This is a genomic window from Streptomyces sp. NPDC051976 (assembly GCF_040680795.1).
Taxonomy (GTDB): Bacteria; Actinomycetota; Actinomycetes; order Streptomycetales; family Streptomycetaceae; genus Actinacidiphila.
In genome coordinates this window covers 65365-89706 of the sequence record NZ_JBFAXL010000040.1, presented here as the reverse complement: position 1 = coordinate 89706, position 24342 = coordinate 65365, and the positions used below count along the sequence as shown (strand labels likewise).

Below are 24342 nucleotides of genomic sequence, written 5' to 3'. Positions count from 1 at the left end.
GCCGTGTCTGCACCTGCATCCGGGCCCTCCACAACGCGACATGACAGCCCATCACTGGGCAATCTCACCCAACCTACGACCTTGCAAAGTCCCTGGGTCCGCAGGTGGGGCGGAGGCCCCGTAGTAGTCCGAGCGGAGGAAAGCTCCGCACATGGCGAAGGGGGCCAGCAAGTCTGCAGGGAGGATGCTGCAATGCCGGGAGGCCGCTGGTGAATACCTACGCGCTGGAGTTCGCGCTGCTCAAGGCCGAGCGCCGGGTACTGGAGATGCAGACCAAGCTGCACTGTTGGGCGACCGACGATCGTGATCGTCGATTCGATGACCTGTTCAATCTCGTTGCCGATCCCGCGTTCTTGCTGATCGCGTGGGCTCGGGTGCGAGGGAACAGGGGCGCCCGCTCGGCCGGAGTGGACGGGCAGACCGCTCGTTCCGTGGAGGACGGGCAAGGGGTTGAGGTCTTCCTCAACGAGGTGCGGTCCGATCTGAAGGACTGTAGTTTCCGCCCGCTTCCCGTGCGGGAACGAATGATCCCCAAGCCGGGGACGGCCAAGCGCCGTCGGCTGGGGATCCCGACCGTGCGGGACCGGGTGGTCCAGGCGTCCCTGAAGCTGGTGTTGGAGCCGATCTTTGAGGCGGATTTCCTCCCGTGTTCCTACGGGTTCCGCCCCAAACGCCGGGCTCATGACGCGCTCGCCGAGGCACACCACTTCGCCAAGAGCTCCTATGAGTGGATGGTGGAGGGGGATATCGAGGCGTGTTTCGACTCGATCGACCACACGGCTCTGATGGGCCGGTTGCGCCGCCGAGTCGGGGACCGACGCGTTCTTGACCTGGTGAAGGCGTTCTTGAAGGCAGGCATCCTCAGCGAGGGCGGCCAGTCTAAGGACACCGACACCGGCACTCCGCAGGGTGGGATTCTCTCGCCGCTGCTGGCCAACATCGCCCTGTCTGTCCTCGATGAGTTCATCGCGGCCGGTCCGGGCGGGCCGAACTCCACACAGGGCCAGCGGGCCCGGCGACGTCGGCGGAATTTGCCCAACTACCGGCTCATCCGGTATGCGGACGACTTTCTCATCGCCGTAACCGGGACTCGTGAGCAGGCCGAGGACATCCGCACCCAGGTGGCGGAAGTACTCGCTCCGATGGGACTGCGGCTGTCGGTGGAGAAGACGGCGATCACCCACATCGACGAGGGGCTGGACTTCCTGGGGTGGCGTCTCCAGCGCCACCGTAAACGCGGGACCCAGAAGCACTACGTCTATCTCTACCCCTCCAAGAAGGCCCTCCAGGCCGTCAAGGAGAAGGTCAAGACGTTGTGCCGACAGGACACGAACCTGCCGCTGGCAGTCGTGCTGCACCATCTCAACCCGGTGCTGCGGGGCTGGACGGCGTACTTCCGACACGGGGTGTCGTCCGCGACCTTCCAATACCTGTCGGCCTTCACCTGGCGCCAGGTCTTCGGGTGGCTGCGGCGCAAGCACCGCCGGTCCAGTTGGAAGAGTCTGCGCCGCCGCTATAGCGCGGGTCGCTGGTGGCCCGCCGACGACGAGGTGACCTTTGTTCAAGTGCGCGAAGGTGCGGACCCACCGCTACCTCTACCGCGGCAACAAGATCCCCTCGCCTTGGCCCAATGGGACCACGATCGCAGCGGCCGCCTGAGAGGGCTTGTGGAGAGCCGGATGCCTGGAAATCGGGCACGTCCGGTTCGGGAGGCGGGCCGGGGAAACCCACCGACGGCAACGTCGACAGGGCGCCCCGGTCCGACCTCACCAGCTGGCCGAGCATGCGGGCCATGTCTCCCCGTACGGCCTGCAGCGACTGCTGTCGTGGTGCCAGTGGGACCCGGATGAGATCCGCGATGACCTGCAGGAATACGTGGCCGAGCGGCTCGATCAGCCGGATGGTGTGCTGATCGTGGACGACACCGGCTTCCTGAAGAAGGGCAACGTTTCCGCCGGGGTGCAAAGGCAATACTCCGGCACTGCTGGGGCCCGTATCTCAATAAGTGCTCGGCAGAGGGGCGTTGGTGGGAGTCTGAGATATGACCCCGTGTCTGTCAGGCCGCATTGCCGCTCGTACTCTGCGGGCCAAGTTCGATCAGATCCTGCCGCACCTCGATGAGCGTCGCCGTCGGTTGTACCTGGCCAGTGAGGCGACGGCCCTCGGCCGCGGCGGGATCGTCCGGGTCGCTGCCGCCTCCGGCACCAGCACTGCAACCATCGCGCGAGGCATGGCCGAGCTGGCCGGTTGCCCCTCACCGACCCTGCGGGTCCGGGCTCCAGGCGCGGGCCGCAAGCGGCTGACGGACATCGACCCTGGTCTGCTGCCCGCGCTGGAGTCGCTGATCGAGCCGCACACCCGAGGCGACCCCGTCTCCCCGTTGCGGTGGACCACGCTGTCGTTACGGGCTCTGGCCTCGACCCTCACCACACAGGGCCACCCGATCAGCGCTTCAACGGTCGGGCACCTGCTGCACACCCTGGGCTACAGCCTGCAGGGAAGCGCGAAGACAACAGAGGGCATCAGCCATCCGGACCGCGATGCCCAGTTCACCCACCTCAATGCCACCGCCGCCGCGTTCCTCAACGATGCCCAGCCGGTGATCAGCGTCGACACCAAGGCCAAGGAATGGCTCGGCAACCTCGGCATCAACGTCACACCCGCCGAGTTCCACGCCTTTCCGATCACACCCAACACCTTCCACGGGGACTGGAAACTACACACTGGTCGGGTAGCCGGATCACGTTGCCGTGACCCGGCCCCCCAGAACCGGACGTGCAGGATTTCCCCGCATCTGGCTCAAGCAAGCCGCAAGGGCTTCGCAGACCGGTGCAGAGTTATGTGGCCCGTTTGCTGTCGCCCGCGTGCTGCTGGCGGTGGCATTCAGGGTGCACGAGGCGAAGGTTGTTCCGCTCGTCCGTGCCGCCGTCTCGCCGGTAGGTGAAGTGATGCTTATGGAGCATTTTCTTCGAGGCCGCGAACCAGTTGATCCACTCGCGTGGACTGTCCGGCTCGTACTCGGCTCCGACGATCAGCGCCTGCTTGCAGAGAGGACAGAGCCCTGCTGCCGGACCGCCAGGACAAGACTCGTCTTGTCCAGCGGAGGAGGCGCCTTCTTCCGGCGGCGAACCTTCCAGTACTCGGTCAGGGCGGGGTCGTCCGGGGACGCTCCACCCTTGACGAGGTGATGGCGAACGATGCCCGTCCAGGCGAACTTGACGAGGAAGGCGCCACTGGTGTGGTCGCCAAATACCCATCGGTCGCGCCGGGACGGATGGAACTGGCCGAAGTACCGGCTCATAATCCAATACCCAGACTTGTTGCGGTGGCGCCGCCTGGCCCATTTGAACGTCAGTCGCCTCATGTAGTGATCCGGTGACGAGAACGTCGCCGAGGACGCTACCGCCCGGTAGTAGGCCGCCCAACCACGAACGATGGGGATCAGCCTGCGCAACACGACCTCAGCATTTGCCCCGTGCGGGGCTCTCACTTCGGTCCGTAACCGCGCCCGGAGCTCGCGCAAGCCGCTGTGCTCGGCTTGATGATCAGCTTGCCGCTCGTCCGGCGGACTGTGAAACCAAGGAGAAGTCGAACCCCTCATCGAGGTGGACGACCTTCGTCTTCTCCTCGTTGAAGCGAAGACCCCTTGGAGCTAGCCAGTCCTCCAGCCGTGCTCTGACCTGGTGTACCTGTTCTTCGTCGTGACAGAGCACGACGAAATCATCGGCATACCTCACCAGCACTGGGGTGCCGGGCATCGCACCGGGCTCGCGCCCGGCCCGCCGCACCAAGTATTGGCATCCCGCGGCCTGTTCCAATCCGTGCAGAGCAACGTTCAGCAACAAAGGGCTTATCACGCCCCAACGCAATGGGTAACTTCTGCTTCGAGGTGACGCTCGGCTACCGGCGCTTGGAACTCCTTCCTCGCGCGGAGGGTAAGGAGCGTCACAGTGGGTCCTAGGTTGGTGACATGGTGCGTGGTGATCGTGTCGATAGCGTGGAGTACGCCCGGCGGGTCAACGCCGCCGCGGATCTGGTCGGGGCGGGTGTGCCCCGCCGGTGCTCGCTCCCATGATCGAACAGGAGATTCACTGGCTGCTCATGACTGGGGAACAGGGTGCCACCGTGCGCCAACTCGGCCTTGCCGACAGCAGCCTGAGCCGCGTGGGTCACACCGTCAGCTGGTTGCGCGACCACTATGCCGACACGATCCGTGTCCAGGACCTCGCCCGGAAGGCGCGTATGAGCCCCTCGGCCTTCCACCGCAGCTTCCAGGCCGTCACGGCGATGAGCCCGATCCAGTTCCCAAAGCAGATCCGCCTGCAAGAGGCACGCCTGCTACTCGTCGCCAGTCCACGCGACATCGCCGGCGCCGCCCACGCGGTCGGTTACACCAGCCTCTCGCAGTTCAGCCGCGAATACCGCCGCCAATTCGGCACACCACCCGGCAAAGACTCCACACGTCTACGCGACACCACACTCCGCACGACCTAGTGTCGTGTGGTCCCGCGACAGACTTTGTGGCAGGACTCGTTTCTTGCGGGTTCTGCTGTGTGAAGGAGCCTGATCGATCATGCTGAGACCATCGGCGGTGCCGGCGGAGGAGAAGGTCCGGATCGTGCTGTCCCGCGTGATCCAGATGTCGCTGGGTCCGAGAGTTTCGAAGACGGCGTTCACGTCGACGCGCCCGCGCCGGGAAAAACGACCTCTCATCAGACGCTCCCGGTCGGCCGGTCCTGCCGTCTGATCCCGTTTGGGTTCGTGGTGCGTGGTTCTCGGAGAACCACGACTTGAGGGCCCCATTGTGGCGCTTGGCTGCGTTTACGAAGCTGGTTCCCGTTCGTACCCGCTGGCAGGGAGACAAATGGTGTACCACGAACTCAGAACATATCGTGTGACCTCGCCGCACATGATGGCCCACCTTCACCGGCGGATGGAACAGCGCATGAGCGCGCTGTTCGCCGAACACGGGATGAAGCTCATCGGTGCCTGGGAGGTGGCAGTCGGCCGGGAGATGCCTGCTTACCTGTACATGCTGGAGTGGGAGGACCTGGCGCAGCGCGAACGCGGCTGGCAGTCCTTCTACGCCGATCCACGGGTGGCCGAGATGAACGAGGCGACGTACAAAGACGCGGGCGCCAACCTGTTCCACGACTTCGACGTCGCGTTGCTCAAGCCGGCCGGGTACGTGGAAAGGCGGGACTGACCGTGGCGCATGTGCCCTCCCCTGCGCCCGACGCGCCGGGAGACTTCGAACAGCGACTGGCCGCGGCCGGTGTCCGCGGGTTCTGGTCGATGCTTGCCGACTACGAAATGTTCGAGCCGGACAACCCGGAGAGCGGCGCAGTCTGGACCTACCGCGACTACAGGGAACTCGCCCACCGAGCTCTGGGCGAGATACCGATCGAGAAGGCCGACAGGCGGAACCTCTTCTTCTCCAACCCCGGACTTCCGGGCTCCGGCACGATCACGCAGCGGCTGCTCGGCGGCGTCCAGGCCGTCAATCCGGGCGAAGTGCAGAGCGTGCACCGGCACACTGCCGCCGCGACCCGCGTACTGCTCGAAGGCACGGGCGCGTTCACCACTGTCAACGGCGGAAAGTGCCGCCTGGAGTACGGCGACGTCGTCATCAACCCCAACGGGCTATGGCACGAATCCGGCAATGACGGCGACCTGCCGGTGCTGTGGATGGATGTGCTGGATCTGCCGTTCACCAAGATGCTGAACGCCAACTTCTTCGCCAACGACTACGCCGAGCGCGTCGACAGCGTCATGACGCCGCGGACGAACCAGACGGTCACTGGGATGACGGACCGCTCGGCAATCGCCTACGGCACGGCGGGCGGCGTACGCCCTAGCCCGGTGCGGGCGGGCAACGGCCATGGATCCGTACAACTGCTCTACAAGTACGCCTCCGCCCGCACGTTGCTCGAGCGCCTGCGGGGTGAGGCGGGCAGCGAGCACGAAGGGATCGCCGTCGAATACTACGACCCGGCCACGGGCGGCCCGGCCCTGCGGACTCTCGACGTACACCTTCAGCTGCTACGCGCCGGGGAGCGGACGCTGCCCGCGCGGCAGACCGCCGGCACGGTGTACTGCTGCCTGGAGGGAGCCGGCCGCACGGTGATCGACGGCAGAACCTTCGTTTGGGGGGAGCGGGACGTATTCGTCGTCCCCGGCTGGTCGTGGCGTCGTCACGAGTCGGACGCCGGCGACGCGGTGCTGTGTGCCGTCTCCGACGCGCCGGCGCTGAGGCGGCTCGGCCTGCTGGTCCGGGAGCGCGAGGACGCCGTTGGGCGCGTCACCAGAGAACAGGACTGACACGATGCGACTAGTGACTTTCACGTACGGTGACCTACGGGAGAGGCTGGGAGTGGTAGATGGGAACGTCGTCCGCGAGGTGCCCCTCGGTACGGTGCCCGATCCGATGCTGGCTTTCGTCGCATCGGCACCCGAGGACCGTGATCGGGCGATCTCGGGCGCCAGGACCTCGCCCGCTCACCTGCTGCACAAGGTGCGCGTCCTCGCGCCGTTTCCGCGGCCGCGCCGGAACATCTTCTGTGTCGGCAAGAACTATCACCAGCACGCTGCGGAATTCCACGCCAGCGGTTTCGACATCGGTTCCCGCACGCCAGCTCCCGATGCGCCGGTGTTCTTCACCAAGGCCACGACTTCGGTTGTCGGCCCCGGGGAGACGATCAGGTCCGGACTCGACGTCACGGGGACCACGGACTACGAAGGCGAGCTGGCCGTGGTCATCGGGACCGGGGGCCGGGCTATCGCGGCCGACGACGCGATGGACCACGTCTTCGGGTACACGATCTTCAACGACGTGACGTCCCGGGAACTACAGCGCCGCCACGGCCAGTGGTTCCTGGGCAAGAGCATCGACACGTACGGCCCGATGGGTCCGTATCTGGTGACGTCGGACGAGATCAGTGACCCCGCGGAACTCGGATTGACGGTGGAGGTCAACGGGGAGGTGCGGCAGGCAGCGTCCTTGTCGGACCTGATCTTCGGCATACCGGCACTGATCGAGTGCCTCTCGATGGCTGTGACGCTGGAGCCGGGCGACGTCATCGCCACCGGCACCCCCGCGGGAGTGGGTATCGGCTGCACGCCGCCGCGTTATCTGGCTCTCGGGGACACCGTGACCGTACGTATAGACGGTTTGGGAGTGCTGACGAACCCGGTGGGCTGAGCGAAGCGACGGCGGACCGGCTCCACGTGCGGAAGACGCCATGGAGCCGGCTGCTGCCGGCCCTGACCAGGGGCAACCGTCAGGCGGACAGGTGCCGTTGCCCAGTGATCCCCGGAGCGACAGTCAGCGTCGGGCGGGTGGGAGGCGCGGCGGCGAACGGCGCGGACGGGTCGGCCAATGCCTTGAGCTCGCGCATCCGGTCAGAGCTCACGCTGGCAGGTTCGACCGTGTAGACCACGAGCACGTGATGTTCTTGTCCGGCGGTGAGGAACGTCTCGTACTGCACGGTCAGCTCGCCCACGATGGGGTGGCGGAACACCCTGACTCCGTGCGTCTTCTCGTGCACGTAATGTGTTTCCCACAGTCGGCAGAAATCGGGACTCCGCTCCGAGAGCTCGTTGATCAGGGACACCAGCGTCTCTTCCAAGGGCGGGCGCTTGGTGGCCAGCCGCAGGATGCCGACGCAGTCCAGGGCGGCGATTTCCCAGTCGGCGTGCAGCTCGCGGGCGTACGGATCGAGGAAGATGAACCGCGCCATATTGCGGCGGTCAGCCGCGAGCACGGCGAAATCCGTGATCAGGGCCGTAGCCAGCGGATTCCACGAGAGCACGTCGAGGCCCCGGTTCATGAGGACGGCAGGGTACTCAGTGACCGCGCCGACGACATAGCTCGGCCCGTTACGAGGCCGGTCCGGCTTGCACGGCGCGATGGCGTGCGGATGACGAGCCAGATCGAACAGATGCGCCTTCTCGGCAGGACCGAGCCGCAGTGCCCGGCTGATGGCCTGGAGCACGTTGTCCGAGGGCCGCTCGGCGCGGCCCTGCTCCAGGCGGATGTAGTACTCGGTGCTGAGGCCCACGAGTTTCGACACCTCGGAGCGCCGCAATCCAGGCACCCTTCGGCGAGAGGTGGGGGCCAGCCCGACCTGTTCAGGTGACACCGTCCCGCGGAGAGTTCGCAGGTAGTCACCCAGTTCGCTGTCGCCCATGTATCTCACGCTAGGCACGACGTCGCCGGCTGTCCAGGGCGAATGGCCAGGAAAGGGTGGTCCTGACAGGTCCACCCTTTGCCAGTTCCACGCCTTGCCGTGCCCCTTGTTCGCATCCAGCCGTACTCGCACGCTTCCTTCGTACAGGACAAGGCGTTACGCACGAGTTTCCCTTACGGAAATTCGATCCAACACACGCTCGACCATTGTCTCCGAGAGGAAAACACCCATGCGAAATGGAAGACGCAGCAACCTGCAGACGGGCGCGGCGGTGGGGCTCGCCGCGCTGGTGTCCCTGCTGGCGAGTTCCTGTTCGTCCGGTCAAACGGCTCAGGAAAGCGGTAGCGGCAGCACACCCGGTCGAACCATCATCGTGGACGACTACCAGGTGAAGTTGAGCGGCAGCCTGCGGGTGGCATTCTTCGCGCCCTTCCTCGGCAATGCGGCGATCCAGCAGGTACGCAAGACCGTCGCGGCCAAGGTGGCGGCCGTACCGGGCGCCCATCTGACGGTGCTGGACGCCAACGGCAGCGCCACTACGCAAGTGAACCAGATCGAAGACGCCGTCCAATCGCACCGCTACAACGTCGCGTTCGTCATAGCGGCGGACCCGACGCTGGAATGCAGGTCCGTCACCAAGGACATGCCGCAGGCCGGCATCCTCGTCGGCGTCTTCAACACCCCTATGTGCGGAACCTGGACCAAGGAGGGCGACGGGCTGCGGGCCCCAGGTACCTTCGCCTTCATCGGCGGCACCCACACCATCGACTACTACACCGACTACTTCACCTGGATCGCTCGCCGCAATCCGGGGCCGCAGAAAGTCCTGGTGATCACGGCACCGCAACTGAACGCGGTGGCCGAGGCCATCGACCGCGCACTGAGCCGGGTATCCGAGGCGTATCCGGATTTCCAGGTCGTCGACGAGGCGTACACCGACTACTCGGTCCCGATGAGCTTCACCAAGACCCAGGCCATGATTCAGGCCCATCCGGACGCCACCCTCCTCTACACCGGATATTCGACCTCCGCACAGGGAGCGGTGAAGGCACTCAGCGCGGCGGGCCGGCTCGGCAGCGTGAAGATCTACGACAAGGGTGGTTCCCAGTGGGCGGCGCAGGCCGTCCGCGACGGGCGACTCCAAGCCACGACCCCTGAGGCGCAGGCCACGTCCGCGGCAGCGCTCATGCAACTGCTGATCGACGGGTTCAACGGCACGGTCACCCACCCGACGGTGATCCTCCACGATGGGATCAAGCTCCTGCCCGGCGCGACCGGCAGCGGCTTCGAGGCGTTCACCAAAGACAACATCAACCAGTGGAAGCCGGAAGTCCCGTGAGCACCGGGGCGCCGGTCCGCGGCCTGGAGGCGGCGGTGCGCGTGACCGGAGTCCATCGGTGGTTCGGCGGCACCCACGCCCTGAAGGGCGTGTCCCTGTCGGTGGCGCGCGGAAGCATCCACTCCCTCGTAGGAGAGAACGGAGCCGGAAAGTCGACGCTGCTGGGAGTCCTGGCCGGCCGGATCGCCCCGAGCGATGGACGGGTGCACTTCTTCGGCGCGCCCGCACCCGTGGGCGATCCCCGGGCGTCCCGCCGAGCAGGGGTCACGGCGATCTATCAGGAGCTGACCATCGTCCCAGCGATGAGCGCCGCCGCCAACCTCTTCCTCGGCAGTCCGCTGGCACGGGCCGGCTGGCAGTCCGCAGGGGCGATGCGGGCGCGGTTCCGGGAGCTCGCCACCGAGCTGGGCCTGTCAGTGGACCCGTCCACCCCGGCGGGCCAGCTGTCCATCGCCGACCAGCAGTTGATCGAGATCATGCGCGGCCTGCAGGCGGATGCCCGCATCCTGCTGTTCGACGAACCCACCGCCAGCCTGGCGGCGCCCGAGCGCGCGCGGCTGCACGCGCTGATGCGCCGGCTGAGATCCCAGGGCGTCACGATGATCTTCGTCTCGCACAACCTCGAAGAGGTGCTGGATGTGAGCGACGAGATCACCGTGTTCCGCGATGGCGCCGTCACGCAGTCGGCCCCGGCCACGCAGTGGACCAAACGTGAACTGGTGCGCTCCATGATCGGCAGCGGCCACGAGCGGCTCTCCAAGGCACTGGTCGGCGAACCCGACGCGGCAGCGCACGCGGCAGACGACCGCCCCGCCCGGCCGACGGCCCTGCGGGTGCACCGCCTCACCGTCCCGGGAGTGCTGGACGGTATCGATCTCGAGGTGAAGCAGGGCGAGATCCTGGGGATCGCCGGCCTCGTTGGTTCCGGCAGGACCTCGCTGCTGCGCGCCATCGCCGGGCTCACCCCGACCGCTCGCGGGCGGATCGGCGTGGCCGGAGCGGACGCCGCCGTACCCCGCTCGGTACGTGAGGCGCGCCTGCGCGGGATTGCGCTGGTACCCGAGGACCGCAAAGGACAGGGACTGGTCCCCGCGCTGTCCGCCGCACACAACATCACCCTGGCGGATCTGGGGTCGGTAGCCCGGACTGGTTGGGTCACCCGCCGCTCCATGACGGCCCGCGCGGCCGAGGCCGCCGTGCCGTTCGCCTTCGACCCCGGCCGCCTGGCGGAGCCGGTACGGAACCTCTCCGGAGGCAACCAGCAAAAGGCGCTGCTGTCACGGTGGGTCCACGCCCGCCCGATGATCCTGCTGGCCGACGAGCCGACCAGAGGAATCGACATCGGCGCGAAGGCCCAGATCATGACAGCGCTCAAACGCTATGCGGCGGAGGGCACCACCGTGCTGGTCGTGTCCTCGGAACTCGAGGAACTGATCGCTCACTGCGATCGCATCGTGGTCGTCGCCAGAGGCCGGATCACCGCCGAGTACCGGCCCGGCGCCGGGCCGGTCACCGAGAACGACCTGCTGCAGGCCGCATTCGAACGGGAGAAGAACACTCATGACTGAACCGCGCGTCGAACTCGCCCAGGCCCTCCCGCCGGCAGCCGGCAGCCCCGGGCCGCCGTCCCGGTCACCGGCGGGCACTGGAAGAAGCGCCTGGTCACTGGTGTCCAGGCTGGGCACCGTATGGTTCCTGGTACTGCTGGTCGCCCTGGCCCAGATCGTCTACCCCGGGTTCACGCAGAGCGGCAATCTGCGCAACATCCTTTCGCAGAACGCCCCCCTCGGCCTCATCGCGGTGGGCATGACCTTCGCCATGATCTGCGGCGGATTCGATCTCTCGGTCGGTGGGACCGTAGCCATGTCGTCGGTGGTGTTCGCCAAACTCTCCCTCACCGGCCCGCTGTGGCAGGCCGCCGCCGTCACATTGCTCTTGGGCCTGGCCTTGGGGCTGGTGAACGGCGCGCTGGTGACAAGGTTCGGTATCAACCCGTTCATCGCCACTCTGGCGACAGCGTCGGTCTACTCCGGTGCCGCCTACCTGCTGTCGGACTCGCAGCCCATCGTGGTCGACAAACCGGGCTTCCTCAAACTGGGGCAGGGCGACCTGGCAGGAGTGCCCACGGCGGTCTGGATCCTGCTCGTCGCCTTCGTCGTCGGCGGCCTCGTCCTGTCCGGCACGGTCTACGGACACTGCGTCTACGCGGTCGGCGGCAACAAGGAAGCGGCGCGACTCGCCGGTATCCGTGTCGACCTGGTCCAGGTCGTCAGCTACGTTGCCGTCGGGGTCATGGCGGCTCTGGCAGGCATCCTGCTGTCGTCCAGGCTCGGCGTCGGACAGGCGGATGTGGGATCCGACATGACCCTTGACGTGATCACCATCGTCGTCATCGGCGGGACCTCCCTGTTCGGCGGTGAGGGAGCCGTCTGGCGTACCGCCGTCGGGCTGCTCCTGCTCGGCGTAATCGTCAACGTGGCCGACTCCAAGGGCTGGAACGGGAGCCTGGAGAACATCCTCAAGGGCTGCGTGCTGCTCGCCGCCGTCGGCCTGGACGTCTTCGTGCGCCGGCTACGCAACGGCCGGAGAACACCGTGACAGGCGCCGCAAGCTCCCTGGAGGCCGGTGCGTCGTCGCCTGCCCGGGCGCATCCCCGCAAGGTGATCGTGACTGTCGCGCCCACCGGTGGCTTCCTGACCAGGCGCGACACCCCGTACGTACCCCTGACCCCTGCGGAGATCGCGGACGATGTGGCGGAGTGCTATGCGGCCGGAGCCGCCGTCGCCGCGTTGCACGCCCGCAGGCCCGACGGCCGGGCGACGTGCGACCCGGCCGTGTACCGGGAGATCAACGAGGGCACACGCCGGCGCTGCGACATCGTCGTCAACAACTCCACTGGCGGAGGGCTCGACGGCGATCTCCTGGGACCCGGTGGACCGGCGCGCCAGGAGACGTTGCTCGACAGGCGCGAGGCGGCCATCGCGGCCGGGGCGGACATCTGCAGCGTCAACGCCATGACGGTACTGGCGTCCACCGCACACGGCGACGTCTTGATGAGCACGTCGCCGCGCCAGGCCGCAGACCTGGCGGGTCGGATGAAGGCTCTCGGCATCAAACCGGAATGGGAGGCCTTCAGCCCGGCCCATCTGGATCCGGACATCAGTCTGCTGTCCCGCGGCGAGCCGCGCCCCTGGATCGGCCTGTGCTTCGGACTGCACCGTGTCTTCCAGGGAGCGGTGCCCTTCTCACCTCGCACGCTGCAGTACATGGTCGATTTGCTGCCGCCGTGCGAGTTCAGTGTCAGCTGCAGGGATGACGACCAGTTGGCGGCGATCGCCATGAGCGTGCTGCTGGGAGGCCACGTGCGGGTCGGTCTGGAGGACGCCGTCCGTGACCCGGGCGGACGGCTCCGGTCCAACGTCTGGTTCGTCGAACGCGCGGTGCGGATGCTGCGCGAGCTCGGGTGCGAGCCGGCCACCCCCGCGGAGGCTCGCCGGATGCTGGACCTTTCGTGACATCCCAGGACACCGGCGTCCCGATCGCCGTCGTCACGGGTGCGGATCCGGCCTGGGCCGGGCCGTCGCGCTCGAGCTGGTCCGGCGCGGCTGGGCGATCGTCTTGGTGGGGCGGCGGCCACAAGGCGGACGGATCATCAACAACGGCTCGCTGTCGGCAGACGTACCCAGGCCGCTGTCGGTGGCTTACACGGCAGCCAAGCACTGTATGACCGGCCTGACCAAGGCGCCGTCCCTGGAAGGACGGCGATACCGCCACGCGTGTGGGCAGATCGACATCGGGAACGCCGAGAGCGACATGACAGGTGAGTTCCGCCGCGGTGTCGTGCAGGTCGACCTGTCACATCGTCAGGAGCTGGTCATCGACGCCGCCCTGGTGGCCGATCTGGTCGGGCGGATGGCCGACCTGCCGCTGGAGGCCAACGTGCAGAACTGCACGGTGCTGGCCACGGAGATGCCGTTCATCGGCAGGGCTGAGGACCCGTAATTGCGACCCCCCGTTGGCAGTCGGCACTGCGTGTGCCCGACGACCGGGCTGGGTGGGCATAGCAGGGATATCCCTGGATCCGGTTGGCCGGTCTACCGTTCGAGAAGCAGATGAAGGAGCGTGAAATGCGCGGGAGAAGTCTCGGCACGCAAGGGCTGACAGTGGCACCCATCGGACTTGGCTGCATGGGCATGAGTTCGTTCTACGGGGAACGCGACGACGCGCGGTCGACGGAAACCATTCACCGGGCACTGGACCTTGGCGTGACAATGTTCGACACCGCCGACATGTACGGACCTTGGACGAACGAACAACTCCTCGGCAACGCCTTGGCGGGGCGACGGAGCCTGGCTGTGATCGCCTCCAAGTGCGGCCAGGAAATAGACGACAACGGCGTATGGACCCGTCGTATGAACGGTTCGCCGCAGTACATACGCAAGGCACTGGACGGCTCTCTGCGGAGACTCGGTGTCGATCACATCGACCTCTACTACCTGCACCGGGTGGATCCGGCGGTACCGGTGGAGGAGAGCTTCGGAGCCCTGGCTGAACTGGTCGGAGCAGGCAAGGTGCGATGGCTGGGTATTTCCGAGGCGGCCGCCGACACCATCAGACGAGCCCACGCGGTCACCCCCCTCGCCGCGGTGCAGACCGAGTACTCCCTGTTCACTCGTGATGTCGAGGACAACGGGGTGCTGGCGACCTGCGAGGAGCTGGGCATCGGCTTTGTGGCCTACGCGCCGCTCGGCCGGGGATTCCTCTCCGGCACCATCAGGTCGCGGGATGACTTCTCCCGGGACGACATCCGGCGGAACTCGCCGCGGTTCCAGGGCGGCAACTTCCGAAAGAACCTGGATCTCCTTTCCGCTGTCACCGAGCTCGCGGCGGGAAAGGGTGTGACTACCGCTCAGCTCGCCCTGGCCTGGCTTCTGGCCCGGGGCTCCTCCGTGGTGACCATTCCCGGCACCCGCCGAATTGCCCGGCTGGAGGAGAACGTTGCGGCCACTTCGGTCGACGTGTCGCCCGAGGAGATCGACGCTCTCGACGCGCTCGCTCCGCAGGGAGCCGTCGCCGGCGAGCGTTACGCGCCGGAATTCCTCCGCACCGTTCATCTGTAACCGTTCATTCTTCCTAGCGCCCGACAGGACCACTATGCTCACGCGCACGATGCAGTTCGGCTCGGTATCCATCACGCAGGTCAAGGAACTGGAGGAGTGGAGATTCCCTGCCCGCAACTTGTACCCGAATCTGAGCGATGCTTCCTTCGAGCGAGCTGTCACCGAATGGGGGCCCCGCCTCGCCGACCCGGCGACGAAGGAGTTGATGCTCGACATCAACTGCTTCGTCGTACGCACCCCCGAACAGGTCATGCTGATCGACGCCGGCAACGGCAACGACAAGCACCGGCCGGTGACGCTGCCGCACCACATGTTCAAGACCGACTTTCTCGACCGCCTCGAGGCGGTCGGCGTCAGCCGCGAGGATGTGGAAGTCGTGGTCGCGACGCATCTGCACCAGGACCACTGCGGCTGGAACACGATGCTGGTCGACGGGGAATGGCTGCCGACCTTTCCTCGCGCCGCGCATCTGTTCTCCAAGCGTGAACTGCGGCACGTCGCCGACTACGGCCGCACCGCGCCCGACGGGACAGTCGAGCGGGACTTCTACCGGACCTTCGAGGACACGATCCAGCCGGTGCTCCTGGCCGGCCTCGCCAGGACCCTCAGCGACGGGCAGACACTCTTCGAGGACGGGCAGACCAAGGTGTGGATCGAGGAGATGTCGGGGCACACCCCCGGTCACCTCATGGTGCATGTGCAGTCGGGGACGGACCGGGCTGTGATCAGCGGCGACGCGATCCACCACCCGTTGCAGTTCGCCGACCTCGGCCTCGCACAGGTCGGCGACGTCGACCCGGACCGCGCCGCTGACGTGCGCCGAGGACTGGTGGAGACCTGCTATGAGCACAACGCGCTGTTGCTCACCGCCCACTTCCCCGGGCCGGGCCGGGTCGTCAAGCACACCGACAGCCGCTGGGGCTTCGCATGGCTGTGATTCCCGTGACCGAGTCCTGCGTGGACGACCGCGCCGTCCCGTGAGAGGCCACCCCGGACCCGAATCGGTCGAGACCGGCGGAACTGGCCCCCGAGGTGGCCGGTGCCCTGCGCGAACTCACGCCCGTGGGGGTCAACACGGTCGCCGTCAGACGGGGATCACCATGGGCACGCAGGGCATGAAGATCTCGCTGGCCAAGCGGCGAACTGAACCCGACGGTGTCGACCACACCGAGGAGATCATGGAATCCCACTACCATCGCCGCGGCGCTCACATGTGTACGCCGGAGCGGCACCGTGACCGTCGTCGGGCTGTCCAAGGCGGGCGCCCAGGTGCCGGGGATCCCCTCGACCTCGTTCTCGGTGAGAAGCGCCTGCAACGCAGCACGTATGGCTCGTCACGGCCCCGGCAGGACTTCCCCGGCTGCTCCGGCTCAGTGCGGGGGCCCGGGGCATCGCCTCCTGTCCTCTCCGTATCCGCTGGACGCCGTCAATACGGTGTTCGACGACCTGCTGGCCGGACGCGTCGCCAGCGTCGTCGTCCGATCGCAGCCCTGGCAGGCCGGGGCCGTCATGCCGCACGGCACAGTGCGGGAACCATCGCGCAATAGAAATCGGAGTTCACTCATGCCCTTGCACCCCCAGGCGGCACGGCTGCTCGCGGCGGCAGCCGAAGGACCTGCCCTCGATTTCTCGTCCATGACGGCCGACGCGTTCCGGAAGATGTTCACCCCGCCCCAAGGCGCCGAAAAGAAGTCCGTGGCACACGTGGTGGACCGCACGATTGTGGGAGGCGATAACGGAATTCCCGTCCGGCTCTACTATCCGAAACTCGGCGAACCCCTGCCCGTCACCCTCTATGTGCACGGCGGTGGATTCGTGATCGGCGACATAGACATGACCGATGGAGTGTGCCGTTCTCTGGCGCAGTCCTCCGGGAGCGTGGTGGTGTCCGTTGGTTACCGGCTCGCCCCGGAAACTCCTTTTCCCGGCGGATTGGAGGACTGCGCCGCGGTTCTGGACTGGGTTACCGCGCACGCGGCGGAGATCGGTGTGCGGGCCAATCGCGTCGCTGTCGCCGGCGACAGCTCGGGGGCGAACTTCGCGGCCGTCCTGGCCCAGCGCTCCCGCCGAGTGGGACCTCGCCTGTGCCACCAGCTGCTCTTCTACCCTGTGCTCGACGCGGCACAGGACACGCCGTCGTATCGCGAGTATGCCGACGGGTACCTCCTGACGTCAGCGATGATGCGTTGGTACTGGGAGCAGTACCTGCCGGACGAGAGGGACCGCGACGACGTGCGGGCCGCACCTGCTCGGCAGCGAGCCTTGCGAGGGGTACCGTCTGCGACGATTCACGTGGCCGAGTACGACGTGCTGCGCAGTGAAGCCGAGCAGTATGCCGCCGCGCTGTTGGCCGCGGGGGTGGACGTTCGCTTCACGCGATGGCTGGGGCAGATTCATGGATTTCTGCTGCAGTTGGGCGTCAATCCAGAGGCGGACCGGGCGATAGTCCGGGCGGGAGAGTCACTGAGGGCAGCATTCACCGCGGCCTGAGACGGGGTGACCACCGCGATGCCTGGTTGTAGCAGGGCTACCCTCACGGTGTTCCAGCTATTCCGTTTCCGCCCATAATGGATTGCGTCGTGAGGGTTAAACGTCCTCCATCCGGAAGCATTTGGCAGAAGGCAAGGCGCAATACCATGACCACAGAAGCCGTTGGCAGCACGATCCGCCCGGAGAGGAAACGAACCGGCGACGAGTGGCCCTGTCCCTCTTGGCAGCAGGACGTGCAGGATGTTGCCGCGGTGCGACACCGCGCCCGCGGCCTCATGGCCGACTGGGAGATTCCGCCGGACGCGGCCGACGACGCGCTGCTGGTGATCTCCGAACTGGCGACCAACGCCGTCGTGCACGCCTTGCCCCCGGTCGTCCTGCGGATGTGGCGCCTTCCGGCAGACCGTGGCTGCCCGGTCCTCTGCATCGAGGTCACCGACGCCGGGCTGGCCACCGCACCGGCCTGTACCGACGATCTGCTTCCGGACGAACATGGCCGGGGCCTGTCCATCGTCCATGCCCTGACCATGCGCAGCGGCACGCGGATCCACTCCGAAGGGACCACCTCATGGGCGGTGCTGCCGGCGGCATGAGAGCGGCTCGCGCTGACTACCGCGTCGCGTGACGCTCTCGGGAGCACGGTGACGGCTAGCTGCGGCGTCGAGGCTCGGCACGCCAACGGTGACCGTTGCCCGGGTGGTGGCAAGAGCGCCCGCGCCCACTGGCGGCATCCCAGGTGCACCCGCGTATCGCCGTTCGACGGTGTCCGTGAAGCGAATCCTCGCCTGGGCCAACTGTCCTGGGCGGTCGACCGGCGTCCCCGTACTCCCGACCGCTGCACCGATTCACCGCGAGAACGCCAACGCCGCATCCACACCCGTCTACCCTCACGGAGCACCACGATGACGTACTTCCTCCCGCCCACCGACACTGTCGCCAGCGCCGCACGCGGGCTCGCCCTGGCCCACCCGGGCCTGATCGAGGTGCACCTCGACCCTCTCTATCTGCGTGCACGCTCGAGCAATCCAGACCGCACCGTCGCCCTTGTCGCGGGCGGCGGTTCCGGACACGAACCGCTGCACACCGGGCTGCTCGGGCCCGGCGGCCTGGACGCCGTCTGTCCCGGCGAGATCTTCGCCTCTCCGCACAACCGGCAGATTTACGAAGCCGGTTCGGCCGTCGCCAAGACCAACGGCGTCCTGCTGATCATCAAGAACTACACCGGCGACGTGATCAATTTCCAGATCGCCGCAGAGCGCCTGCGCCACGACGGCATTCCCGTCGCCACCGTCCTGGTCGAAGACGACCTGGCCACCGAAAACAAGCACACCGCCACCGGCAGGCGCGGTACCGCCGCGACGGTCGTCGTGGAGAAGCTACTCGGAGCCTTCGCCGACCGGGGCGCCACACTCGACGATCTCGCCACCCTTGGCGCCGAGATCGTGGCGCACTCCCACAGTCTGGCTGTCGCCGCTCGAGCCCAGACCTCACCCGCAACCGGTCAGCCGGCCTTCACCCTGACCTCTGGCACCCTTGAGTACGGAGTCGGGATCCATGGTGAGCGCGGCACGGGCACCATCGACCACCGCGCTGTCGACGAGCTCGTCGAGCAGATGACCGACGACCTGCTCACGGCTCTGCCCGCAGGGCAGGATCAGGTGCTGGCCGTCGTCAACGGCTTGGGTGCCACAACGAACCTGGAACTGCACGCCATCGGCTCGCTCCTGTACGACGTACTGATCGCGCGCGGCGTGTGGCCGCTGGCCATCGTGCCCGGCACCTTCACCGCAGCTTTGGACATGGCTGGCTTCTCGATCACCCTCACTCGCATGAAGCCTGAGTGGATCGAGCTGTGGACGGCACACGCCGACACGCCCCTCGTGCTTCCCTCCCTCACCTTGACGGCCGACGCCGCGGCGTCCGCCGTCGTCCAGCCGGCTTCCATCCAGGTGTCCACCAGCACGCCGGTCGCGTCCAGCCGAGCCGTCCTCGACCGCTTCGCGGAGACGACCTCCCAAGCCCACCGCAATCTGACGACTCTCGACCAACTTGTCGGTGACGGCGACTTCGGTGACAACCTCATCGGCGGCATACGCCATGCAGTGGCACGAAATGCCTCGGGAACCGGCAGCATGACTGCTCTCTCCGAGGCGTTTCTCAACGACGTGGGAGGCACGAGTGGTCCCCTCTTCGGCCTCCTCTTCCAGCAGTTGGCAGCCCTGTCCTGGCCGGACGACCACGCGCCTGACGCACTCGCCGTCGCGGACGCGGCCGCTTCCGGCCTTGCCGTAATCCACCGCGTCGGCGGTGCCGAAATCGGCGACTGCACTCTGGTCGACGCGCTCGCCCCCGCCATCGACATCCTGCACGCCGCCCGCGACGCGACAGACAGCCCCTTTACCCGGGCCGCCGAAGCAGCCGTACAGGGTGCTTTGAACACCGCCTCCCTCACCCCGCGACGCGGCCGCGCCAGCTACGTGGGCACCCGCGCCATCGGTGTACCCGACCCAGGCGCCCTGGGCATCGCCTTGCTGTTCACCGCGCTCGCACACGTCTACGAGCCGAACACGGCCACACGCCTGCCCGAATCCGCAGACGTCACCCGATACAGAATCGCCTGACCACGGCGAGCCGATGATGCTCCGATTGGGTGACGCGCTGACGTGGGCACCCGCCGCAGCGCACGTCCCGAGGCGATTCCCCTCCCCGCACCGCCGTGACGGCTGCGCAGGTGCTGCGCCCCGGGATACGGGATGACCGAGACAGTGTTCACCACATGGAGTCAGAGGTTTCTTATGGTGCAGGCTGTGCAGCGTGCGATCCAGATCCTGCGGGAGCTCGCGGCGACCGGACCACGGCTGGGAGTGACCGAGCTGGCCGATCGTCTGACGGTGGCCAAGCCGACGATCCACGCACTGCTGCGCACTCTGGAGGTCGAAGGCCTGGTGGTGAAGGACCGGGAGAGCTCGAAGTATCAGCTCGGGCCCGATCTGATCTTCCTGGGCAATGCCTACCTGAACACCCAGAAATTGCGCGGCCGCTCGCTGACCTGGGCGGACCAGCTGGCCACCCGCACGGGTGAGGCGGTGTGGGTGGCCGTTCTCACCGGCGACCACGTCCTGGTCGTGCAGCATACCTTCAGACCAGGAGGGGCCGTGCAGATCCCGGAGGTTGGCGCCAGCATCCCTTGGAGCACGTGCGCCCTGGGCAAGGCGATCGCGGCGTACCTGTCGACAGCGGGACGTGATGCGCTACTGGCTGGCGAACTGGCCATGCTCACCGGTGCGAGCGTTTCCGACCCGCGGGCTCTGGCCGACCAGTTGGAGGAGGTTCCCAAGAAGGGATACGCGGTCGAGGACCAGGAGTCCGCCGTCGGCGTCGGGGGCATTGCCGCCCCGGTTTTCGACCGTTCCGGCGAGGTGGTGGGTGCCATCGGAATTGTCGGTCCTGTTGAGCGGCTGCTGGCCGAAACGGCACGTCAGGAGCTTTCGATACCGGTACGGGAGACTGCCCGCAACCTCTCCCGGGACTTGGGGGCGCCGCGGGGAATGGCTCGTCGGGTGATCGCCTGACTGGTGAGCCTTCGGACGGGGAGCACATTCGTCGGCCTGTGCGCCGGCGTCTGTCGCGCCTTCCGGACAAGTGAGGGGTCCGGGCGTCTGGTGCTCGATGCGGATGGGGATGTGCTCCTTCCCGGTGTTCGATTCGATAGCGGCTGATGGTCGGGCATGGTGGGCGCTATGACACGATCAGCATCCTTGACCTGGTCAAGGATCCACCGGGTGCTGCAGGAGCATGCATCCGTCACTGGCGGCTCGCTGCGGGCGCCGGCCACCGAAGCAGCTATCGCTGAAGCGGAACGGGCGATGACGCTCGCGATACCCGCCGATGTGGCGGAGTGGCTGCTCCTCGTGGATGGGGCGGTGCCCACGCCCGGTGCGGGTGTGCTGCTGCCGCCGCTGTTCGTGCCTGTCGGCCTCCAGTGCTTGGTCGAGCTGCGGCGTATGAAGTTGGACATCTACGGCGGGCAGGACGGTGAGCAGGGCTTCGCGGGAGAGTCCCGCCAGGAGTTCAGCGGAGCGTTCCCAGTCGGGGACGACACGACGGGTGATCTCCTGGTCGTGGATATGCGACAGGGCGGGGCGCAGGCTGTGTCATGAACTGGAGCAAGTCCGAAGGCATCTACGGGCCGCCAATCTGGGCGAACACCGCACAGATGTGGGAGGACGTCGCGGACGCTCTGGAGACGGGACAGCAAGAGGGCGCTGACCCGTCGCTCAGCGGAAGCAGCCACGACGGCCGTTCAGTCGATGATCACGACGGCATCAGCAAAGACCCGGATGTTCTTGTGGTAGTGGTTCTGGTTGGTCACGTTCGGCCCCGGCTTCAACCAGTGCAGTGGGTTGCCGGCGCTCAGACCGGTGACGTTCTTGGACGCATGGAGTGCAACCTGCTAGTCCAGCAGTCCTTGAGTGTGCTGCCCCATCGTGCATACGCCAGCATCAAGTGGCCGAGCGTCACGGACCGCGGTGGCTTGACTGCCGCCGCGTCATTGTGCCGACCAGTGACTCATGGAGTCCTTGCTGCCCCACGGTTCCCGGTACCTCCGGGGGCGCTGCTGGCTCGGCTCGTTCGGTCGGCCATCTGCCTCCCCTTCAGGTGTTCGCCTGTCCGGCGCGGACTGCGGCGTCGGCTGCGATGGAGGCAAGCCACGGCGACGAAAGGCGCGGCCAGGGCCCGTCGCGGCCCCAGTCGGCGCACGAGCCGGGCTCCGAGCAGCGCTCCCGCGGTGTTGCCGGTGCCCAGGGCCATCATCGCTGCCCCCACGGAGGTCTGGTCCATGGCGAAGTCCCGGGTGAACCAGGATCCGTAGGAGGCGATCGCGGCGAAGTTCCCCGTCTGGAACACGAGGTATCCCGCCAGCAGTAGCCGCAGCGGCCCTCGGCCTAGGACATCGGCGTAAACGCCGCGGCGCCCGCTGCCGCCCGCGCTTGCGGCGGGCGGCAGCGAGGGGAAGGACTTCAGCAGCAGCACCCATACGGCCGCCGCGCCCGCCGAGACGACCCAGAACGGAGCGCGCCACGAGAGCAGCGCGAGCCAGGCACCGGCGGGGATGCCGACGACCTGGGACACCGACAGACCGGCCGTGGCCAGCGCCATCGTGCGCGCGATCCGTGCTGTCGGCACCGTCTGGGGGATAGCCGCCCAGATCTGCGGCGAGACGAACGCTGCGCTCGTTCCACCCAGGAAGCGGCACAGCAGCATGCTCGTGAATCCCTGGGCGGCGGCGCACAGCGCAGTGGCCAGCGTGAACGCGGCCATGCCGCACAGCAGTACTGTCCGGCGGTGCGCAGAGCCGGACTCTGACCCCTCGCTCATCTTGCCGGTCAGGGCCATCGGGTGGATGCCGACAGGACCGGAGCGAAGGTCTCAAAGAGGTGGATGAGTTGTCCGTCGGCGGGTTGCGGTCGGGGGGTAGTCGCCGGTGCCGGAGTGCAGGCGACCGTGGGGGTTGACCATGTCGGGGTGGTTGGTTGGTTGGTGACGGTTGCTTCCCACAGGGGATGGAAGTAGGACACATCTCCGTCGAGGGTTTGGACGAGGTCAGCCAGAAGTGGCCAGTGGGGGATGTGCCCGTCTAAGACGGCGCAGATTTCGGTGGGCCAGCATGTGGCGCGGGTGGCTTCGGCGAGAACTTCGGGTGCGGGGCGGCCGGCCTTGATGTGGAGCGTTTGAAGTGCCACGCGGAGTCTGTCGACGGGGTTGTCGTCTGGTGGGTGTTCGCCTGGTTGTGGTGGCTGTTCCTCTCGGAGTTTTTCGTCCTCCCAGACTTTGCGTAGTACGAGAGGATCGGCGCCGCAGGCGTGGGCCAGGCGTTCGGTCAGGTGCCAGCTGGGGAAGCGTTCGCCGGACAGGATCCGGGATGCCTGGGACGTGGAGATGTTCAACCGGTCAGCCAGTTGCCGCAGCGACATATCCGAGGCCCGGTGCAGCCGGGCCAGGACCGGGGCGAGGTGTGACCGCGGATGACTGGCCGCAACTGCATGCGGTGACGCAGGGGGCGGGACCTTGGCGGGGACTGGGAGCCCGGAGCGCTCGGCGCTGCGCATGCGCCGGTTCACCTTCTCGGCGCGGTAGGTGCGGCGAGCGGTGTCGGGCTGCATGGCCAAGGCGGGTCCCAAGCGGGCCCAGGGCACTCGCCCCAGCCGGGCGCGGCCCACGAGCCCTGCGGTGAGGGTTTCCACCATCCGGCTCAGGTTTACCGCCTGTTCTACGGGGTCGAGCAGGGGGGAGTCAGGGCGCGCGAGGAGACGCTCTAGGTGCCGTGCTTCTTCCAGCACGTCGCGGGCCATTTCTCGTACGGCAGTGTCGCTTGCCTTGTCCGCGGTGCCGGTGCCGGGCTCGAGTTTGCGGCGTTGTCGGTAGGCGGCCTGTCGGCATGTGGTGCCGCAGTAGTCCCGGGGGCGCCCGGAGGCAGCGGTGCGCGGTGGGAGCGGATTGCCGCAGGAGCGGCAGGTGGTCGTCGCAGGCACCGGGGGTGTCCTTCCGCAGAGGTTGCGCGCAGCGGGGTGGTGGTGACAAAACGGCGCGCCGGTCGGTTGTTTTGTCGCGGGCAGCGGGTGGCGTGCGCCGTTCCATCACGTTGTGTGCTGCGCCGGGGGCCGGGCTGGGCGGGGCCGCGAGCCGGTGGCTCGCGGCCGGGCCGTTCAGCGTCGCCGGTTGCCGCCGCGGGTGTTGACCCAGGTGGCGAGGGCCGAGCCGGTCAGTGCCGCGAGCAGTGCTGCGGGACCGGGCGGCAGTTGGGGCACATGGAAGGTGACCGTGCAGTACACGGGGGCTGCTGCGGAGGCGTTGACGGCGAGGGTTTTCCACGCGCGCAATTGCACGCGCCTGTTAACCTCGGCTACGCGGCGGCCAGTTTTACGTTTGCTGCCGCGGCGGTCAGGGGATGTCGCCATTGCGACTCCTATCGGGTCGTCGTGTACGCAGGGCCCTGGCGCCTTGGCTACCAACCTGTGTGGGGCCAGGGTCCTGCGGCTGATGATGGAGCAGGGCTCCAACGGGTAGCGACATTAGGACGCGCAGCAATGTCGAGCCACTCGTTTGAGTCCCAGCCTGCCCCACTGTGGACACAGGCTGCGTCCATTCGCGCATTGCGTCACCAGTACACGGCGTAACTGTGCCGAAATCCCCTCAGGACAAC

The 24342-nt window shown here is 67.1% G+C and carries 23 protein-coding genes and 3 pseudogenes; 19 read left to right on the top strand and 7 right to left on the bottom strand.

The genetic code is table 11. The features are described 5' to 3' along the window. Positions 1-266 precede the first annotated feature (266 nt). The 3 genes and pseudogenes from ltrA to AB0M29_RS31435 all read left to right on the top strand — a co-directional run. Positions 267-1850 carry a group II intron reverse transcriptase/maturase gene (ltrA, locus tag AB0M29_RS31445; RefSeq protein WP_365388808.1) on the top strand — a complete coding sequence of 528 codons (1584 nt, stop codon included), beginning with the start codon at positions 267-269 and terminating at the stop codon, positions 1848-1850. Beyond that, positions 1774-2121: pseudogene (locus tag AB0M29_RS31440) on the top strand (transposase); the annotation flags it as partial. The gene ltrA and the pseudogene AB0M29_RS31440, both read left to right, overlap by 77 nt. Then, positions 2042-2641, top strand: a pseudogene (locus AB0M29_RS31435) (ISAzo13 family transposase); the annotation flags it as partial. The pseudogenes AB0M29_RS31440 and AB0M29_RS31435, both read left to right, overlap by 80 nt. A 196-nt stretch (positions 2642-2837) precedes the next feature. On the opposite strand, the gene AB0M29_RS31430 reads toward AB0M29_RS31435, so the two are convergent. The 3 genes from AB0M29_RS31430 to AB0M29_RS31420 all read right to left on the bottom strand — a co-directional run bounded on the left by AB0M29_RS31430 (position 2838) and on the right by AB0M29_RS31420 (position 3857). After that, positions 2838-2963 carry an HNH endonuclease gene (locus AB0M29_RS31430; protein ID WP_365388791.1) on the bottom strand — a complete coding sequence of 42 codons (126 nt, stop codon included), beginning with the start codon at positions 2961-2963 and terminating at the stop codon, positions 2838-2840. Between the two features lie 68 nt (positions 2964-3031). After that, on the bottom strand, positions 3032-3601 hold the full coding sequence (locus tag AB0M29_RS31425) for a group II intron maturase-specific domain-containing protein (RefSeq protein WP_365388788.1): 570 nt from the start codon (positions 3599-3601) through the stop codon (positions 3032-3034). After that, entirely contained in the window at positions 3546-3857 is a 312-nt protein-coding gene (locus tag AB0M29_RS31420; protein ID WP_365388787.1) for a reverse transcriptase domain-containing protein, read from the bottom strand. Before AB0M29_RS31420 ends, AB0M29_RS31425 begins: the two co-directional genes overlap by 56 nt. A 202-nt stretch (positions 3858-4059) precedes the next feature. Between AB0M29_RS31420 and AB0M29_RS31415 the strand changes: the two are divergent. The 4 genes and pseudogenes from AB0M29_RS31415 to AB0M29_RS31400 all read left to right on the top strand — a co-directional run. Next, positions 4060-4494, top strand: a pseudogene (locus tag AB0M29_RS31415) (helix-turn-helix domain-containing protein); the annotation flags it as partial. 370 nt (positions 4495-4864) lie between these two features. Continuing rightward, a complete protein-coding gene (locus AB0M29_RS31410; RefSeq protein ID WP_365388785.1) occupies positions 4865-5206 on the top strand; it encodes an NIPSNAP family protein in 342 nt (113 codons plus the stop codon). Positions 5207-5208: 2 nt separating this feature from the next. Further along, the gene (locus AB0M29_RS31405) at positions 5209-6321 is read left to right on the top strand and encodes a cupin domain-containing protein (RefSeq protein ID WP_365388783.1); all 1113 of its coding nucleotides are present in this window, start codon (positions 5209-5211) and stop codon (positions 6319-6321) included. A 94-nt stretch (positions 6322-6415) separates the two neighbouring features. Beyond that, entirely contained in the window at positions 6416-7201 is a 786-nt protein-coding gene (locus tag AB0M29_RS31400) for a fumarylacetoacetate hydrolase family protein (protein WP_365388780.1), read from the top strand. A gap of 79 nt (positions 7202-7280) precedes the next feature. Here AB0M29_RS31400 and AB0M29_RS31395 read toward each other — a convergent pair whose 3' ends face one another. Further along, a complete protein-coding gene (locus AB0M29_RS31395; protein ID WP_365388778.1) occupies positions 7281-8189 on the bottom strand; it encodes a helix-turn-helix transcriptional regulator in 909 nt (302 codons plus the stop codon). 271 nt (positions 8190-8460) lie between these two features. Here AB0M29_RS31395 and AB0M29_RS31390 point away from each other — a divergent pair, with 271 nt between their 5' ends. The 12 genes from AB0M29_RS31390 (at position 8461) to AB0M29_RS31335 (ending at position 21298) form a co-directional block, all read left to right on the top strand. Further along, entirely contained in the window at positions 8461-9528 is a 1068-nt protein-coding gene (locus tag AB0M29_RS31390) for a sugar ABC transporter substrate-binding protein (RefSeq protein ID WP_365388776.1), read from the top strand. After that, positions 9525-11096 carry a sugar ABC transporter ATP-binding protein gene (locus AB0M29_RS31385; RefSeq protein ID WP_365388774.1) on the top strand — a complete coding sequence of 524 codons (1572 nt, stop codon included), beginning with the start codon at positions 9525-9527 and terminating at the stop codon, positions 11094-11096. The genes AB0M29_RS31390 and AB0M29_RS31385 overlap by 4 nt, the downstream gene beginning before the upstream one ends. Then, positions 11089-12126, top strand: coding sequence for an ABC transporter permease (locus AB0M29_RS31380; RefSeq protein WP_365388772.1), 1038 nt, complete (start codon positions 11089-11091; stop codon positions 12124-12126). The genes AB0M29_RS31385 and AB0M29_RS31380 overlap by 8 nt, the downstream gene beginning before the upstream one ends. Before the next feature lie 68 nt (positions 12127-12194). After that, complete coding sequence (locus AB0M29_RS31375; RefSeq protein ID WP_365388806.1) at positions 12195-13043, top strand: 3-keto-5-aminohexanoate cleavage protein; 849 nt, start codon at positions 12195-12197, stop codon at positions 13041-13043. A gap of 1 nt (position 13044) precedes the next feature. Next, the gene (locus tag AB0M29_RS31370) at positions 13045-13530 is read left to right on the top strand and encodes an SDR family NAD(P)-dependent oxidoreductase (RefSeq protein ID WP_365388804.1); all 486 of its coding nucleotides are present in this window, start codon (positions 13045-13047) and stop codon (positions 13528-13530) included. A gap of 125 nt (positions 13531-13655) precedes the next feature. After that, positions 13656-14648 carry an aldo/keto reductase gene (locus AB0M29_RS31365; RefSeq protein WP_365388801.1) on the top strand — a complete coding sequence of 331 codons (993 nt, stop codon included), beginning with the start codon at positions 13656-13658 and terminating at the stop codon, positions 14646-14648. Between the two features lie 34 nt (positions 14649-14682). Then, the gene (locus AB0M29_RS31360; RefSeq protein WP_365388770.1) at positions 14683-15585 is read left to right on the top strand and encodes an MBL fold metallo-hydrolase; all 903 of its coding nucleotides are present in this window, start codon (positions 14683-14685) and stop codon (positions 15583-15585) included. Between the two features lie 497 nt (positions 15586-16082). Further along, positions 16083-17138, top strand: a complete 1056-nt coding sequence (locus AB0M29_RS31355) for an alpha/beta hydrolase (RefSeq protein WP_365388768.1) — start codon at positions 16083-16085, stop codon at positions 17136-17138. A gap of 146 nt (positions 17139-17284) precedes the next feature. Further along, the gene (locus AB0M29_RS31350) at positions 17285-17731 is read left to right on the top strand and encodes an ATP-binding protein (RefSeq protein WP_365388766.1); all 447 of its coding nucleotides are present in this window, start codon (positions 17285-17287) and stop codon (positions 17729-17731) included. Positions 17732-18040: 309 nt separating this feature from the next. Then, positions 18041-19759, top strand: a complete 1719-nt coding sequence (locus AB0M29_RS31345) for a dihydroxyacetone kinase subunit DhaK (RefSeq protein WP_365388765.1) — start codon at positions 18041-18043, stop codon at positions 19757-19759. A gap of 132 nt (positions 19760-19891) precedes the next feature. Continuing rightward, entirely contained in the window at positions 19892-20710 is an 819-nt protein-coding gene (locus AB0M29_RS31340; protein WP_365388764.1) for an IclR family transcriptional regulator, read from the top strand. A 210-nt stretch (positions 20711-20920) separates the two neighbouring features. After that, the gene (locus AB0M29_RS31335; protein WP_365388762.1) at positions 20921-21298 is read left to right on the top strand and encodes an SMI1/KNR4 family protein; all 378 of its coding nucleotides are present in this window, start codon (positions 20921-20923) and stop codon (positions 21296-21298) included. A gap of 409 nt (positions 21299-21707) precedes the next feature. Here the strand turns inward: AB0M29_RS31335 and AB0M29_RS31330 are convergent, their stop codons facing one another. The 3 genes from AB0M29_RS31330 to AB0M29_RS31320 form a co-directional block, all read right to left on the bottom strand. Then, positions 21708-22517: an MFS transporter gene (locus tag AB0M29_RS31330; protein WP_365388799.1), complete on the bottom strand. Its 810-nt coding sequence runs from the start codon at positions 22515-22517 to the stop codon at positions 21708-21710. Positions 22518-22525: 8 nt separating this feature from the next. Continuing rightward, positions 22526-23491 (bottom strand): helix-turn-helix transcriptional regulator, encoded by a 966-nt coding sequence (locus AB0M29_RS31325; RefSeq protein WP_365388760.1) that lies wholly within the window; start codon positions 23489-23491, stop codon positions 22526-22528. A 354-nt stretch (positions 23492-23845) separates the two neighbouring features. Continuing rightward, positions 23846-24025 carry a hypothetical protein gene (locus AB0M29_RS31320; RefSeq protein WP_365388758.1) on the bottom strand — a complete coding sequence of 60 codons (180 nt, stop codon included), beginning with the start codon at positions 24023-24025 and terminating at the stop codon, positions 23846-23848. Between the last annotated feature and the right edge of the window lie 317 nt (positions 24026-24342).

Coding starts and splice junctions, on each gene's coding strand:
- ltrA (WP_365388808.1), top strand. CDS start 267: ATGCAGACCAAGCTGCACTGTTGGGCGACCGACGATCGTGATCGTCGA.
- AB0M29_RS31430 (WP_365388791.1), bottom strand. CDS start 2,963: ATGCTCCATAAGCATCACTTCACCTACCGGCGAGACGGCGGCACGGAC.
- AB0M29_RS31425 (WP_365388788.1), bottom strand. CDS start 3,601: ATGAGGGGTTCGACTTCTCCTTGGTTTCACAGTCCGCCGGACGAGCGG.
- AB0M29_RS31410 (WP_365388785.1), top strand. CDS start 4,865: ATGGTGTACCACGAACTCAGAACATATCGTGTGACCTCGCCGCACATG.
- AB0M29_RS31395 (WP_365388778.1), bottom strand. CDS start 8,189: ATGGGCGACAGCGAACTGGGTGACTACCTGCGAACTCTCCGCGGGACG.
- AB0M29_RS31380 (WP_365388772.1), top strand. CDS start 11,089: ATGACTGAACCGCGCGTCGAACTCGCCCAGGCCCTCCCGCCGGCAGCC.
- AB0M29_RS31365 (WP_365388801.1), top strand. CDS start 13,656: ATGCGCGGGAGAAGTCTCGGCACGCAAGGGCTGACAGTGGCACCCATC.
- AB0M29_RS31360 (WP_365388770.1), top strand. CDS start 14,683: ATGCTCACGCGCACGATGCAGTTCGGCTCGGTATCCATCACGCAGGTC.
- AB0M29_RS31350 (WP_365388766.1), top strand. CDS start 17,285: ATGACCACAGAAGCCGTTGGCAGCACGATCCGCCCGGAGAGGAAACGA.
- AB0M29_RS31345 (WP_365388765.1), top strand. CDS start 18,041: ATGACGTACTTCCTCCCGCCCACCGACACTGTCGCCAGCGCCGCACGC.
- AB0M29_RS31340 (WP_365388764.1), top strand. CDS start 19,892: ATGACCGAGACAGTGTTCACCACATGGAGTCAGAGGTTTCTTATGGTG.
- AB0M29_RS31330 (WP_365388799.1), bottom strand. CDS start 22,517: ATGAGCGAGGGGTCAGAGTCCGGCTCTGCGCACCGCCGGACAGTACTG.
- AB0M29_RS31325 (WP_365388760.1), bottom strand. CDS start 23,491: ATGGCCCGCGACGTGCTGGAAGAAGCACGGCACCTAGAGCGTCTCCTC.